This is a genomic window from Streptomyces sp. NPDC004284, assembly GCF_042874035.1.
Taxonomy (GTDB): domain Bacteria; phylum Actinomycetota; class Actinomycetes; order Streptomycetales; family Streptomycetaceae; genus Streptomyces.
Genome location: NZ_JBIAMJ010000005.1, coordinates 271831 through 285611, shown reverse-complemented (window position 1 = coordinate 285611; position 13781 = coordinate 271831). Strand labels below are relative to the sequence as shown.

General features: G+C 70.2%; 14 protein-coding genes and 1 riboswitch. Of the genes, 8 read left to right on the top strand and 6 right to left on the bottom strand.

What is annotated here, in order from left to right; all coding sequences use genetic code 11:
- Positions 1-151 precede the first annotated feature (151 nt).
- Positions 152-532, top strand: a complete 381-nt coding sequence (locus ACFYUS_RS16085; RefSeq protein ID WP_388851308.1) for a cyclophilin-like fold protein — start codon at positions 152-154, stop codon at positions 530-532.
- Here the strand turns inward: ACFYUS_RS16085 and hisC are convergent, their stop codons facing one another.
- Entirely contained in the window at positions 533-1630 is a 1098-nt protein-coding gene (gene hisC / locus ACFYUS_RS16080) for a histidinol-phosphate transaminase (protein WP_388851305.1), read from the bottom strand.
- A gap of 390 nt (positions 1631-2020) precedes the next feature.
- Here hisC and ACFYUS_RS16075 point away from each other — a divergent pair, with 390 nt between their 5' ends.
- The 3 genes from ACFYUS_RS16075 (at position 2021) to ACFYUS_RS16065 (ending at position 5588) form a co-directional block, all read left to right on the top strand.
- Entirely contained in the window at positions 2021-3127 is a 1107-nt protein-coding gene (locus ACFYUS_RS16075) for a LacI family DNA-binding transcriptional regulator (RefSeq protein ID WP_352018072.1), read from the top strand.
- Between the two features lie 286 nt (positions 3128-3413).
- The gene (locus tag ACFYUS_RS16070; protein WP_388851301.1) at positions 3414-4784 is read left to right on the top strand and encodes a metallophosphoesterase; all 1371 of its coding nucleotides are present in this window, start codon (positions 3414-3416) and stop codon (positions 4782-4784) included.
- Positions 4785-4943: 159 nt separating this feature from the next.
- Entirely contained in the window at positions 4944-5588 is a 645-nt protein-coding gene (locus ACFYUS_RS16065; protein ID WP_388851298.1) for a hypothetical protein, read from the top strand.
- Between the two features lie 46 nt (positions 5589-5634).
- Here ACFYUS_RS16065 and thiC read toward each other — a convergent pair whose 3' ends face one another.
- Positions 5635-7431 carry a phosphomethylpyrimidine synthase ThiC gene (thiC, locus tag ACFYUS_RS16060; RefSeq protein WP_388851295.1) on the bottom strand — a complete coding sequence of 599 codons (1797 nt, stop codon included), beginning with the start codon at positions 7429-7431 and terminating at the stop codon, positions 5635-5637.
- Positions 7425-7559: riboswitch (TPP riboswitch) on the bottom strand. (Overlaps the previous gene by 7 nt.)
- A 38-nt stretch (positions 7560-7597) precedes the next feature.
- On the opposite strand from thiC, the gene ACFYUS_RS16055 reads away from it, so the two are divergent.
- Positions 7598-9067: a YibE/F family protein gene (locus ACFYUS_RS16055; protein ID WP_388851292.1), complete on the top strand. Its 1470-nt coding sequence runs from the start codon at positions 7598-7600 to the stop codon at positions 9065-9067.
- 128 nt (positions 9068-9195) lie between these two features.
- Here ACFYUS_RS16055 and ACFYUS_RS16050 read toward each other — a convergent pair whose 3' ends face one another.
- The 4 genes from ACFYUS_RS16050 to ACFYUS_RS16035 form a co-directional block, all read right to left on the bottom strand.
- The gene (locus ACFYUS_RS16050; RefSeq protein ID WP_189804987.1) at positions 9196-9636 is read right to left on the bottom strand and encodes an SsgA family sporulation/cell division regulator; all 441 of its coding nucleotides are present in this window, start codon (positions 9634-9636) and stop codon (positions 9196-9198) included.
- Positions 9637-9774: 138 nt separating this feature from the next.
- Positions 9775-10545: an IclR family transcriptional regulator gene (locus ACFYUS_RS16045; protein WP_388851289.1), complete on the bottom strand. Its 771-nt coding sequence runs from the start codon at positions 10543-10545 to the stop codon at positions 9775-9777.
- A gap of 237 nt (positions 10546-10782) precedes the next feature.
- Complete coding sequence (locus ACFYUS_RS16040) at positions 10783-11001, bottom strand: DUF5326 family protein (RefSeq protein WP_388851286.1); 219 nt, start codon at positions 10999-11001, stop codon at positions 10783-10785.
- A 208-nt stretch (positions 11002-11209) separates the two neighbouring features.
- Positions 11210-11527, bottom strand: coding sequence for a cupin domain-containing protein (locus ACFYUS_RS16035; protein WP_041130210.1), 318 nt, complete (start codon positions 11525-11527; stop codon positions 11210-11212).
- A gap of 51 nt (positions 11528-11578) precedes the next feature.
- On the opposite strand from ACFYUS_RS16035, the gene ACFYUS_RS16030 reads away from it, so the two are divergent.
- From ACFYUS_RS16030 to ACFYUS_RS16020, 3 genes are read left to right on the top strand one after another with little or no spacing between them, the layout of a single operon-like run.
- Entirely contained in the window at positions 11579-11956 is a 378-nt protein-coding gene (locus ACFYUS_RS16030; protein WP_388851283.1) for a phage holin family protein, read from the top strand.
- A 9-nt stretch (positions 11957-11965) separates the two neighbouring features.
- On the top strand, positions 11966-12457 hold the full coding sequence (locus ACFYUS_RS16025; protein WP_388851280.1) for a low molecular weight protein-tyrosine-phosphatase: 492 nt from the start codon (positions 11966-11968) through the stop codon (positions 12455-12457).
- Complete coding sequence (locus tag ACFYUS_RS16020) at positions 12454-13593, top strand: cystathionine gamma-lyase (RefSeq protein ID WP_388851277.1); 1140 nt, start codon at positions 12454-12456, stop codon at positions 13591-13593. Before ACFYUS_RS16025 ends, ACFYUS_RS16020 begins: the two co-directional genes overlap by 4 nt.
- The last annotated feature ends 188 nt before the right edge of the window (positions 13594-13781 follow it).

Below are 13781 nucleotides of genomic sequence, written 5' to 3'. Positions count from 1 at the left end.
CCACTTATTACGGGACGAACAGGGACACGCTTGTGAACGCGTTCACATTCACAAGCATTATGGCTCATACGAAATCCGTACCTTCAGTCGGGGTCCCCCTACCGAAGGCCACCCCTTCCCAGGACCTTCAACATATTGTTGAATCCGGGGCATGACCCTTCGGATACGCATCATCTGGCCGGCCGGACACACCACGGCCACCCTTGAGGAGACCCCCACGAGCGAGGCGCTCGCGGGAGCCCTCCCGATCTCCTCCACCGCCCGCACCTGGGGCGAGGAGGTCTACTTCGACACGCCGGTCTCCGTCCCCGTCGAGGACGGCGCGCGCCAGGTCGTCGAACCCGGCACGGTGGCCTTCTGGACGGAGGGCGACGCGCTCGCCCTCCCCTACGGCCCCACCCCGATCTCACGGGGTGACGAATGCCGTCTGGCGAGCCCCTGCAACCTGCTCGGGGCGCTCGACGGCGACCCGCGGATCCTGGCCACCGTCAGGGACGGCGACCCGATCCGCGTGGAACTCGCCTCCGACTGATCAGAGAGCCTGGCGGAAGCCCTCCGCCGCCTTCAGGAACAGGTCGTTCGCCTCGCACTCACCGATCGTGACGCGCACGCCCTCGCCCGCGAACGGCCGCACCACCACGCCGTGCCGCTCGCACTCCGCCGCGAAGTCCATGGTCCGCTCGCCGAGCCGCAGCCAGACGAAGTTCGCCTGGGTGTCCGGCACGGTCCAGCCCTGGGCCACGAGCCCCGCGTGGACCCGCTCGCGCTCGGCCACCAACGAGCCGACCCGCCCGAGCAGTTCGTCCTCGGCCCGCAGCGAGGCCACCGCCGCGTCCTGCGCCAGCTGGCTCACGCCGAACGGCACCGCCGTCTTGCGCAGCGCCGCCGCCACCGGCTCGTGGGCGACCGCGAAACCGACCCGCAGACCCGCCAGGCCGTACGCCTTGGAGAAGGTGCGCAGCACGGCCACGTTCGGCCGGTCGCGGTAGAGCTCGATGCCGTCCGGGACCTCGACGTCGCGGACGAACTCCTTGTACGCCTCGTCGATCACCACCAGGACGTCGGAGGGCACCCGGTCGAGGAAGCGCTCCAGCTCCGCCCGGCGCACCGCGGTGCCCGTGGGGTTGTTGGGGTTGCAGACGAAGATCAGCCGGGTCCGGTCGGTGATCGCCTCCGCCATCGCGTCGAGGTCGTGCACGTCCCCGTCGGTCAGCGGCACCTGCACGGAGGTGGCCCCGCTGATCTGCGTGATGATCGGGTACGCCTCGAAGGAGCGCCAGGCGTAGATCACCTCGTCGCCCGGGCCCGAGGTGGCCTGGAGCAGCGACTGCGCGACGCCGACCGAGCCGGTGCCGGTGGCCAGGTGCGAGACGGGCACGCCGAAGCGGTTCGCCAGCTCCTCCATCAGCCCGGTGCAGGCCATGTCCGGGTAGCGGTTGAAGCCGGCGGCGGCGGCGAGCGTGCTCTCCATGACCCCCGGCAGCGGCGGGTAGGGGTTCTCGTTGGAGGACAGCTTGAAGGCCACGGGGCCGCCCGCGGCGGCCGGCTTGCCCGGCTTGTAGGTGGGGACGCCGTCCAGCTCGGCGCGCAGCTTGGGGCTGCCGGTGCTCGTCCCGCTGGTCTCGCTCACAGTGTGGCCTCCTCGACCGTCCGTACCGCCAATACTCCTCACCTTAAGAGGATTCGCCTCCGCTGCGAATGGGCTGTGGACAACAGGAGGGACACACTGTGGATACGGCCCCTGCTCCCGCCTCCGAAGAGGGGGCGCGCGCCTGGGTGGCGTGCGCCGGTGGCGGGCGCCGTGGCGCGCATCCCCCGTAGAGGTGAGTTGAGACCTCTTCGAGACCTCGCACCCTCGCCAGGCCTAGGCCATTCGATCGCCATAGATCACACGGAGAAGCCCCCAAGCACCTTTGATTCCCTGCCACTTGACCCTTTTTGATCATGCAGAAACGTGCCTGTCAACGCCTGCATATGCGGCCGCCCCGACCGCCCCTCATCGCCCTACTATCGGCTCGCCATGACAGCAGCAGGGAAGCACCAGGTGAGCCGGGCACAGACCCGGGGAAGCCGGCAGGGCCGGGCAGGCATCCGGGACGTGGCCGCCGCCGCCGGGGTCTCCATCACGACTGTCTCCGACGCGCTCAACGGCAAGGGCCGACTCCCGGACGCCACCCGCCGCCACGTCCGCGAGGTCGCCGACAGGCTGGGCTACCGCCCATCCGCGGCGGCCCGCACGCTCCGTACCGGCAAGTCGGGACTCATCGGCCTGACCGTGACCACGTACGGGGATGAACCTTTCACCTTCACCGAATTCGCGTACTTCGCGGAGATGGCCAGAGCAGCCACATCGGCGGCACTCGCCCGGGGCTACGCCCTGGTCATCCTCCCCGCCACCTCCCGCCATGACGTCTGGTCGAACGTCGCCCTCGACGGCACCGTCGTCATCGACCCCTCCGACCACGACCCGGTCGTCACCGAACTGGTCCGCCAGGGCCTGCCCGTCGTCTCCGACGGACGCCCCGCCGGCACCCTTCCGGTCACCGCCTGGGTCGACAACGACCACGAAGCCGCCGTCCTCGACCTGCTCGACCACCTCGCCGACGCCGGCGCCCGCCGGATCGGCCTCCTCACCGGAACCACCACCGACACGTACACCCGCCTGTCCACCACCGCGTACCTCAACTGGTGCGAACGGGTGGGCCAGGACCCCGTCTACGAGGCCTATCCGGCGCACGACCCGTGCGCGGGCGCCGTCGCGGCCGACCGGCTGCTCGCCCGCCCGGACCGTCCCGACGCCGTGTACGGCCTCTTCGATCCCAACGGAACCGACCTCCTCGCGGCCGCCCGCCGCTACGGACTGCGCGTCCCGGACGACCTGCTGATCGTCTGCTGCAGCGAATCCACCGTCTACGCCACCACCGAACCGCCCGTCACGACGCTCTCGCTCAAACCGCGCCGGATCGGCACCGCCGTCGTCCAGCTCCTCATCGACGCCATCGAGGGGATCGACACCGACGGTCCGGTCGAGCAGGTGATACCGACCGAACTCATCGTCCGCACCTCCTCGCAGCGGCGTTCACCGCGCACCACGGTCAGCCCGCCGCGCTCACCCGCGAAGGACTGATCCCACGGACGGCGGCGCCCCAACCCGCCGTCATCCGACTCGCCGTCCTCGCCCCTGCCCGTGGGCGGGGGCGGCGAAACCGGTCGCCACACCGGTCTCGACCCTGGACTGGACCTTCTCAATTCGGGCGAAACAACCGGTTAACCCGGAGTGGACCCGGATTCACCACCCCTGGTGCGTCACACAGGAGGACCCTCATTCCTATGATGGGCGGACGACACCGCGGACCACCACGACCAGGCCGGTCCGCGATGTGCAGGGCATCGCGACGGTGGTGGAGGGGTCGATGACTCAGGGGGCCGGTCAGGAGCCCGTGGTACGCACGGCGACATTGCGTGACTTCCGCGTACCGCCGTACGCCCGCGTGCCCGTGCAGGGCCACGCCGCCGAACCGCCGTCCCCGGAAGAACCGCCGCTCGCGGCCTCCCCCGTCGAAGCGGTCCCGATGCAGACCCTGCCGCCCGCGCCCGTACCCGTCGAAGCGGTCCCGGCGCAGAACCTGCCGCCCGTGCCCGTCGCCGCCGCGCTCCAGGCCGCCCCGGCGCCCGTCGCCGCCGCACCCCAGGCCCCCGCCGCACCGCCGGCCCCCGCGCCCCTGCCCGCCGCTCCGACCCTCCACCTGGGGCACCGCCTCGCCCCGGCGTTCGCGGCCCCGGCCGGCTCCTCCATCGTCTCCGTCGCCACCGGCCACCCCGGCAACGCCTTCCCCGAGGGCGAGATGCCCGAGGGATACACGCCGACCGAGCGCGACCTCCCGGTCATCAACCGCGGCGACACCGTCCAGGTCCCGGTCACCCCCGAGCGGGCCCCCGCCCCGGAGCCCTCGAACGGCGACGGACCCGGCCCCCTCTACGTCGTCGGCGACGTCCACGGCTACCTCGACGAGCTCGTCGCCGCCCTGCGCGCCCAGGGCCTCATCGACGAGAACGGCGGCTGGTCCGCGGGCAACGCCCGGCTCTGGTTCCTCGGCGACTTCACCGACCGCGGCCCCGACGGCATCGGCGTCATCGACCTCGTCATGCGCCTCTCCGCCGAGGCCGCCGCCGCGGGCGGCTACTGCAAGGCCCTCATGGGCAACCACGAACTGCTGCTCATCGGCGCCAAACGCTTCGGCGACACCCCCGTCAACTCCGGCGCGGGCACCGCCACCTTCCAGGCCGCCTGGCTGCTCAACGGCGGCCAGAAGCACGACATGGACCGCCTCCAGGACGTCCACCTCCAGTGGATGTCCCGGCTGGACGCCGTGGTGGAGGCGGACGACCACCTCCTCCTGCACTCCGACACCACCGCGTACCTCGAATACGGCCAGACCATCGAGGACGTCAACGACACGGTCCACGAGATCCTCAACCGGAACGACGCCGACGAGGTCTGGGACCTCTTCCGGAAGTTCACCAAGCGCTTCGCCTTCCGCGACGACGCCGGCCCGCAGGCCGTCCAGGAGCTGCTCTCCACCTACGGCGGCCGCCGGATCGTGCACGGCCACAGCCCCATCCCGTACCTCCTCGGCCAGGTCGGCACGGAGGACGGCGAGGACGGCTCGGGCCCGGTCGTCGACGGACCGCACGTGTACGCCGACGGTCTCGCGATCGCCATGGACGGCGGAGTGACCATGGCCGGAAAGCTACTGGTCGTCCAACTCCCCCTGAACGGCTGACGCATAACCCAGCGCATCCGGGGAAGTCGATTTCCGGAAACACCCTGTCAGGCCGTGGCGTCACCGCAATACCATCGGGTCATCCGTAGCAGGCTCTCCTCCGTTTCCGCCCTGCCGACCGTTTCCCACGGCTGAACCGGGCCTACGGAGCATCGGGGGATGCACATGAACGTGGCTCCGCACCTGCTGACCGAGGACCGCGCCGAGTACGAGCGGATCCTCGACGACGCACTGAGCACCGCCCACGCACGTCCGGATCTCGACGGCGTCGGCACCCGGCTCACGGCCGCGCAACTGCGCGCCATGGCAATGAACGCGACAGCGCTGATCACCACCGCGGCGGCGAGCGAGTACGACCACTTCGTGAAGGTCCGCGAGCAGAACCGGACCCTCACCCCACCCCGCACGCCCCCGGTGGATCCCGACGCGGGAACGGGCGCGGGCGTCGTCGCCATCGTCACCGTGATGGTGCCCGTCCTCGCGGGCACGGCCGCCGCGATACTCCTGCTGGTCGGGGCGGTCCTGCACGCCTTCACCCCCACCGTGGTGTTCGGCGAGACCCTGCTGACGGCCGGTCTCGTCTTCGCCGCCCTCGCCGCCGCCGGTCTGCTCAGCGCGGGCGCCGGCCTCCTCCTGACCGCCCTGCGCAACCGACCGGCCGCGGCGGACGGGCCCACCCCGGCCGACGACGAACTCGCCCTCGCCCGCGAAGCCTGGCGCCGCGCCCTCCTGGAGCGCGGGCTCCTCCCCTTCCTGCGCGACGCCCTCGCCGCGGTCGGCCCCCCGGACACACCGAACCCCTGAGGGCCGGACGCCGGGACCGGGACCTGCCCGGCCCCGGTCCCTCCGGTCAGTCCGCCAGCGGCAGGTACACCCGGTTGCCGGAAGCCGCGAACTCCTTCGACTTCTCCAGCATCCCGGCCTCGATCTCCTCCGGGGTCGCGTCCGTGTCGCCGCCGAACTGCTCGGTGATGCTTCGGCTGATCTTCATCGAGCAGAACTTCGGACCGCACATCGAGCAGAAGTGCGCGGTCTTCGCGGGCTCCGCCGGGAGCGTCTCGTCGTGGAACTCGCGGGCGGTGTCCGGGTCGAGGGCCAGGTTGAACTGGTCCTCCCAGCGGAACTCGAAGCGCGCGTCCGAGAGCGCGTCGTCCCACTCCTGCGCGCCCGGGTGGCCCTTGGCGAGGTCCGCCGCGTGCGCCGCGATCTTGTACGTGATGACGCCCGTCTTCACGTCGTCCTTGTTCGGCAGGCCGAGGTGCTCCTTGGGCGTGACGTAGCAGAGCATCGCCGTGCCCCACCAGGCGATCATCGCCGCGCCGATGCCGGAGGTGATGTGGTCGTACGCGGGCGCGACGTCCGTGGTCAGCGGGCCGAGCGTGTAGAACGGCGCCTCCTCGCAGATCTCCTGCTGGAGGTCGATGTTCTCCTTGATCTTGTGCATCGGGACGTGCCCGGGGCCCTCGATCATCGTCTGCACGTTGTGGCGCTTGGCGATCGTGTTGAGCTCGCCGAGCGTGCGCAGCTCCGCGAACTGCGCCTCGTCGTTGGCGTCCGCGATCGAGCCGGGGCGCAGACCGTCGCCGAGCGAGTAGGTGACGTCGTACGCCGCCAGGATCTCGCAGAGCTCCTCGAAGTTCGTGTAGAGGAAGTTCTCCTTGTGGTGCGCGAGGCACCAGGCGGCCATGATCGAGCCGCCGCGCGAGACGATGCCGGTCTTGCGGCGGGCGGTGAGCGGCACGTACGGCAGGAGCACGCCGGCGTGCACCGTCATGTAGTCGACGCCCTGCTCGGCCTGCTCGATGACCGTGTCCTTGTAGATCTCCCAGGTCAGCTCCTCGGCCCGGCCGTCGACCTTCTCCAGGGCCTGGTAGAGCGGCACGGTGCCGATCGGCACGGGGGAGTTGCGCAGCACCCACTCGCGGGTGGTGTGGATGTTGCGGCCGGTGGAGAGGTCCATGACCGTGTCGGCGCCCCACTTGGTCGCCCAGGTCATCTTCTCCACCTCCTCCTCGATGGAGGAGGTGACGGCGGAGTTGCCGATGTTGGCGTTGACCTTCACCAGGAACCGCTTGCCGATGATCATCGGCTCGATCTCCGGGTGGTTGACGTTCGCCGGAAGGACCGCGCGCCCCGCCGCGATCTCCTCCCGCACGACCTCGGGGGAGACGTTCTCGCGGATCGCGACGTACTCCATCTCCGGGGTGATCTCGCCCCGGCGGGCGTACGCGAGCTGGGTCACGGCCTGGCCGTCGCGGCCCCGGCGCGGCAGGCGCGGGCGGCCCGGGAAGACCGCGTCGAGGTTCTTCAGCCCGCCGCCGCGCGGCGAGGTGTGCTTGATGCCGTCGTCCTCGGGGCGGACCGGGCGGCCCGCGTACTCCTCGGTGTCGCCGCGCGCGATGATCCAGTTCTCGCGCAGCGGCGGAAGGCCCCGCCGGACATCGGTGTCGATGGCGGGATCGGTGTACGGGCCGGACGTGTCGTACAGCGTGACGTCCTTGCCGTTGGTGAGGTGCACCTGACGGACGGGGACCCGGAGGTCGGGGCGCGAGCCCTGGACGTACCCCTTGTGCCAGCCCGGCGTGCGCTCCTGCCCGTCGGTCTGGTTCTGGTCGGAGGCAGGCGTGCGTGCATCCTGAATGGTCATGAGACCGATCTCCCTACGCCGGCATTACCCGGTAACAGGTTCGGCGGTCGGCGCAGCCTCCTCCCGTACGTGCGTACGGTGATCAGCGCCCTCTCAGCCCGGTGCTCCGAGCTCCCGCGTGTGCAAAGGTGCCACCACGCTAGCGTCATTCCTGGCGTGCTGAACAGTGGGCCCCCGCCGTTCTTGCGATGATCGGTCGGTGACTTCCCCCCGGCAGACCCCCGAGCAGCACGCCCACGTCCACGCTCCCGGCCACGCTTCGGGGCACGATTCCGGCCCTTCCCACGGGCATGGACACGAGCACAGACACGGACGGGTGGACGGGCACGGCCACGGCGGTGGGCACGGTGGCGGACACGGGCACAGCCACAGCCATGGACCCGCCGCCCCGGTCTCGCGGCATCTGCGCAAGGTCATCGCCGCGATCCTGATCCCCTTCGCCACCGCCGTCGTGGTCGGGCTCGCGGTCCTGTGGCCGAGCGACACCCCGGCGCACGAGCGCACCGGCGTCGGCTTCGACCGGCAGACCCAGCAGGGCAAGGTCGTCTCCGTCGCACACGTCGACTGCAAGGACGTGAACGCCTCCCAGGTCCCGCCGACCGGCGACACCTCCACCCCGGAGGGCCGCGAGGCGGTCGACGCCCAGCAGAAGCAGTGCGGGAAGGCGACCGTCGAGGTCACCAGCGGCGCGGACAAGGGGCGCAGGTTCGTCGAGATCGTGCAGCCGGACGCCACGCGTCAACTGCACGAGGGGCAGGGCGTGGTGGTGGCGTACGCCCCCGACGCCCCGCACGACCTGCAGTACTCGGTGACCGATGTGAACCGGAAGCTGCCGTTGGCGGTGCTCGCCGCCGTCTTCGCCGTGGCGGTCGTGGTGGTCGGCCGGATGCGGGGCGTCATGGCGCTCATCGCGCTCGCCGTGAGCTTCCTCGTGCTGACGCTCTTCATCCTTCCGGCGATCCTGCAGGGGTCGAACCCGCTGGTCGTGGCGGTGGTCGGGTCGAGCGCGATCATGCTGATCGCGCTCTACATGTGCCACGGCCTCTCGGCCCGCACCTCGGTCGCCGTGCTCGGCACACTGATCTCGCTGCTGCTGATCGGCCTGCTCGGTTCGGTCTTCATCGACTGGGCCTCGCTCAGCGGCAACACCGACGACAACACCGGTCTGATCCACGGCCTGTACCCGGAGATCGACATGTCCGGTCTGCTGCTGGCCGGGATCATCATCGGTTCGCTCGGTGTGCTCGACGACGTGACGGTCACCCAGACCTCCGCGGTCTGGGAGCTGCACCAGGCCGATCCGGGCATGGGGCCGCGCGGCCTGTACCGGGCCGCCATCCGGATCGGCCGCGACCACATCGCCTCGGTCGTGAACACCCTGGTCCTCGCCTACGCGGGTGCCGCCCTGCCGCTGCTGCTGCTCTTCTCCATCGCCCGGAGCAGCATGGGGACGGTGGCCAACAGCGAGTTGGTCGCCGAGGAGATCGTCCGGACGCTGGTCGGTTCGATCGGTCTGGTGGCGTCCGTGCCGGTCACCACGGTGCTCGCCGCTCTGGTCGTCTCGGCCGACCGTCCGGTGTCCGGGGGCGCGAAGCCCGCGGCGGTACGGGGAGGCAGGCGCCGCCGCGCCAAGTGAGGCGTACGTACGTGTTGAGGTGTACGTACGCGCTGAGGTGTACGTACGCGCTGAGGCTCGGGCCGGCCCGGCTCGGGGAGGGTCCGGCGCGAACGTCCTGCTCAGGCGGGGTCGTTCGGGAAGGCGGCTCAGGCGGGGCCGGCGTTCTCCTCGGCCAGGATCCGGCCCAGCGCGGCCTCCAGGTGATCCTCGAAGTCACCGAGTGTCCGTTCCTGACCGAGCGGAACCAGCTTGTCCGTGCGGTCGAGGAAGGCGACCAGCGGCGGCGCGCTGGCCCGGAACAGCGCGCGATCGCCGCCCACCTGGAGCCGGATGGAGACGTCCGAGAGGCCCTCGGGTTCCGTCGGGGCGATGTGCACATCCCCGTCCCCGCTCGGCCGGTTGATCCCGTCGAGCAGCAGTTCCCTTCCGAACGCCCAGGTCACAGGCGCGTCTCCGGGGAGGTGGAAGGTCATCCGCACCGCGTAGGGATCCCGGGTCTCATACCGGAGTTCGACCGGGATCTTGAAGGAGAGCTCCTCGGAGACGAGGAAGCTCATCAGGACCTCGGCCTGAACCGACTCTCGCATCATGTACCCCGCAGTAGATGAAGCAGTTGTGTAAACACAGCTGCTGAAAGCTGTGACCGAAACGGCCAGGAATGATCCCCCGTGGCCCTCTTGACGCAATCGTGCTGTACGCACTAGCAGATCACAAGGAGTGATTTTTCAGATACTGATAGAGAACGCGAGCGAGCTGAAGAGCCTTCCGATCTCCGTACGTAGCCGCTCGACTGCTGGGAGCAACCGTTCTTCCTGGTGGAGGGGGACGGAAATCGCCACCGCGGCCGCCGCGGAGCCCGCGGTGATCGGGATGGCGGCGCAGATCGTGCCGAGCGCATATTCCTGACGCTCCACCAGGGGTTCCATTCGCCCCAAACCACCCAAACGCTGCAAAAGCGCACGGTGATTACGCACCGTGTACGGAGTGATGGCTTCCACCGGATGGCGGTCGAGGTGGTCTTGACGAGATTTCGGATCGAGTTGACTCAGCAGGCACTGCCCGATCGCGTGGGCGTGCGCGGTCTCGCGGAAGTCGGCCCATTCGTCGACCGCGGGGTTGGAAGGGGTGTCGGCGACGGCGACGAGCTCGATCTCGCCCTCGCGGTAGAGGGCGAAGTAGATGGGTACGCCGATCTCGTCCCGCCAACGGGCGAGGGAGTCTTCGATCTTGATGCGACGATTCTGCACATCTCCGCCGCCGGCCAGTCGGGCGGCGGCGTCGCCGAGGACGAACACACCCTTGTCGCGGAGCAGATAGCCCTCGTGCGTCAGGGTGCGGAGCAGGTGGTACGTGGTGGGCAGCGGGAGGCCCGTCTCACGGGCGAGCTGTTTCGCGGGGGCGCCCTCCGCGTGCGAGGCCACGGCCTCCAGGAGTCTCAGCGCCCGCTGCACCGAGCCGATCAGGGTAGGCGCAGCCGTCTGCGTAGCCGTGGCCAAAGGTCACCCCCAGGCGTGACGACGGATGCAGTGCACCCGCCCGCGGGGGCCGCCCCCGCGCGCCCGCCGGGCCTGGGAAACCGCTGGTCAGTACCGAGGTCTACGCCTGTAGTCCCCGACACGGCGGAGAGATTCCACTCTAGTGGCAGCCCTGGGGGGCACACCCTGATTCGACCAGCGCGTTCCCCCGCCCGGGCTAATACCCTCCGCCGGCTTCATACCGATGAGTAGCTTGTGCTACCAGTCCCCGCGCGAGCCGCTGGAGGAGCTGAACTTCCGCACGACGTAGATCAGTCCGGCGACCAGGGCCGCGAAGAGCAGCACCTTGAAGAGCAGGCTGACCACGAAGGTCAGGACGCTGGTGATCAGTCCGCCGAAGACGAACAGGGCGAGGAGCGGTATGGCGACCCACTTCACCCACCAGGGCATCCCCGCGAGAATCTCCCGTACGGCCATCGTCCCTACCTCGCTCTCGAAGAACCACTTCCGCGCACTCCGCGCCGGACATCCTCAAGGCTAGGTGCGGGAGGAAGCGGATGGGGGCCCCGTGGCCCCCGCTCTCCCCTGATCCGACCCCTAAGGGCTCGGGGCCCTCGACCCTCAGCCCTCCGGTAACTCAGCCCTCCGGCGACTCAGCCCTCCGGCAGCTCCACCCTCCGGCGACTCAGCCCTCCGGCGGCGAGAAGACCACCATGACCCGCAGGTCCTCGCTGATGTGGTGGAACCGGTGCTCCACCCCGGCCGGCACGTAGACCACGCTGCCGCGCGCCACTTGGGTCGTCTCCGTCCCGACGGTGATCGCCGCCCGGCCGCTGACCACGAAGTAGACCTCGTCCTGGCCGTGCGGCCGCTGCGGGTCGAGCTCTCCGGCGTCGAGCGCGTACAGACCCACCGACATGTTCCGCTCACGCAGGAACTGGAGGTAGGCGCCCTTGTTCGCGGCGCGCTCCGCCTCCAGTTCGTCCAGCCGGAATGCCTTCATCGCCTGCTCGCCCCTGCCCTTGGCCCGATCGTGTCTGCCACGATCAGACACATGAAGAATTTCGTCGTCAAGACGCTCGCGAACGCGGGCGCTCTCGGAGTCGCCATCTGGTTGCTCCAGGACATCACCCTGACCGGTGAGAGCACCGGCAAGAAGGCCTGGACCCTCATTCTCGTCGCCCTGGTCTTCGGGCTGGTGAACTTCCTGGTCAAGCCGGTCGTCAAGCTGCTGACCCTTCCCCTCTTCATCCTGACCCTCGGCCTGATCACCCTGGTGGTCAACGCCCTGATGCTGCTCCTCACGTCCTGGCTGGCCGAGCAGCTCGACCTCAGCTTCCACGTGGAGGGCTTCTGGACCGCCGTCCTGGGCGGCCTGATCATCTCCGTCGTCTCGTGGGCGCTGAACGTCGTTCTCCCCGACGGCGACTGAGTGGGGACCATGGCCTACCGCGTCTGCTTCGTCTGCACGGGCAACATCTGCCGCTCGCCGATGGCCGAGCACGTCTTCCGCCGCCGGGTGGAGGAGGCCGGCCTCGGCGATCTGGTGGAGATCGACAGCGCGGGCACCGGAGGCTGGCACGAGGGCGACGGCGCCGACCCGCGCACGGTCTCCGTGCTCGACGAGAACGGATACACCTCCGCGCACACCGCCCGGCGGTTCCGGTCCTCGTGGTTCCCCGCGCTCGACCTGGTGATCGCCCTGGACGAGGGGCACCTGCGGGAGCTCCGGGAGCTCGCCCGCACCCCCGACGAGGCGGCGAGGATACGGCTCCTGCGCTCCTACGACCCGGCCGCCGGGACCGGGCTCGACGTCCCCGACCCCTACTACGGGGACCGCGAGGAGTTCGAGGAATGCCTGGAGATGGTGGAGGCCGCGAGCGAGGGACTGCTCGCGGCCGTACGCGCGGAACTGGAGGGACGGACACCGTGACGGACCAGGAAATCGGCGACGGCACGCGGGCGGTACGGGCCGGCCTGCCCGAGCCCGTGAAGTACGAACCGACCCTGCCGGGGCCGGTCTTCGCGGCCCACTTCCATCTGCCGGGCGAGCCGACCGGCCCGTACACCTACGGCCGCGACGAGAACCCGACCTGGACCCATCTGGAGCGGGCGATCGGCGAGTTGGAGGCGCCGGGGGAGGAGGGCGTGGAGACGCTGGTCTTCGCGTCCGGCATGGCCGCGATCTCCGCCGTCCTCTTCTCCCAGCTGAAGGCCGGCGACGCGGTGGTGCTGCCGTCCGACGGCTACCAGGCGCTGCCCCTGCTGCACGAGCAGCTGCGGGCGTACGGCATCGAGGTCCGCACCGCGCCGACCGGCGGCGACGCCCAGCTGTCCGTACTGGACGGGGCCCGGCTGCTGTGGATCGAGACCCCGTCCAACCCCGGTCTCGACGTCTGCGACATCCGCCGTCTGGTGCGGGAGGCGCACGCGGCAGGGGCGCTCGTCGCCGTCGACAACACCCTCGCCACCCCGCTCGGCCAGCGTCCCCTGGCGCTGGGCGCGGACTTCTCCGTCGCCAGCGACACCAAGGGCATGACCGGGCACGGCGACATCCTGCTCGGTCATGTGACCTGCCGGGATCCGCTGCGGGCGACGGAGGTACGACGCTGGCGCAAGATCGTCGGCGCCATCCCCGGCCCGATGGAGGCCTGGCTCGCCCACCGGTCGCTCGCCACGCTCCAGCTGCGGATCGACCGGCAGTGCTCCACCGCGCTGGCGCTGGCGCGGACGCTCGCCGAGCGCGCGGACGTGACCGGGCTCCGCTATCCCGGGCTGCCCGGCGATCCCTCGCACGCGGTGGCCGCCCGGCAGATGCGGCGCTTCGGGCCGGTGGTCTCCTTCGAACTGGCGGACCGCAAGCGCGCCGAGCGGTTCCTGGAGGAGCTGCGGTTCGTGGACGACGCCACCAGCTTCGGCGGCGTGCGCTCCACCGCGGAGCGGCGCGGACGCTGGGGCGGGGACGCGGTCGCGGAGGGCTTCATCCGCTTCTCGGTCGGCGCCGAGGACCCGGAGGACCTGATCGCCGATGTGCTGCGCGCCCTCGACGAGGCCGGAAGCGCGGGCTGACCAGCGCCTCGGGGCATGCACCGAGGACGCTCCGAACCTCCCCCCTCGTGGCTCGGAACGTCCTCGGTTTTACGCGCGGAGACCGCCTGAACAAGGCTAGTTGACTGTGCGTCAGTGTCCAATCACATGAGCGACAGCGACCTATCGACTTATTTATAGTTGGACGGTCCTGAGGCGCAGTCAGCCGA

Bases quoted from the DNA above. Each gene is read 5' to 3' on its own strand.
- ACFYUS_RS16085 (WP_388851308.1), top strand. From the start codon at position 152: ATGACCCTTCGGATACGCATCATCTGGCCGGCCGGACACACCACGGCC.
- ACFYUS_RS16030 (WP_388851283.1), top strand. From the start codon at position 11,579: ATGAAGAATTTCGTCGTCAAGACGCTCGCGAACGCGGGCGCTCTCGGA.
- ACFYUS_RS16025 (WP_388851280.1), top strand. From the start codon at position 11,966: ATGGCCTACCGCGTCTGCTTCGTCTGCACGGGCAACATCTGCCGCTCG.
- ACFYUS_RS16065 (WP_388851298.1), top strand. From the start codon at position 4,944: ATGCACATGAACGTGGCTCCGCACCTGCTGACCGAGGACCGCGCCGAG.
- thiC (WP_388851295.1), bottom strand. From the start codon at position 7,431: ATGACCATTCAGGATGCACGCACGCCTGCCTCCGACCAGAACCAGACC.
- ACFYUS_RS16075 (WP_352018072.1), top strand. From the start codon at position 2,021: ATGACAGCAGCAGGGAAGCACCAGGTGAGCCGGGCACAGACCCGGGGA.
- ACFYUS_RS16040 (WP_388851286.1), bottom strand. From the start codon at position 11,001: ATGGCCGTACGGGAGATTCTCGCGGGGATGCCCTGGTGGGTGAAGTGG.
- ACFYUS_RS16035 (WP_041130210.1), bottom strand. From the start codon at position 11,527: ATGAAGGCATTCCGGCTGGACGAACTGGAGGCGGAGCGCGCCGCGAAC.
- ACFYUS_RS16070 (WP_388851301.1), top strand. From the start codon at position 3,414: ATGACTCAGGGGGCCGGTCAGGAGCCCGTGGTACGCACGGCGACATTG.
- ACFYUS_RS16050 (WP_189804987.1), bottom strand. From the start codon at position 9,636: ATGCGAGAGTCGGTTCAGGCCGAGGTCCTGATGAGCTTCCTCGTCTCC.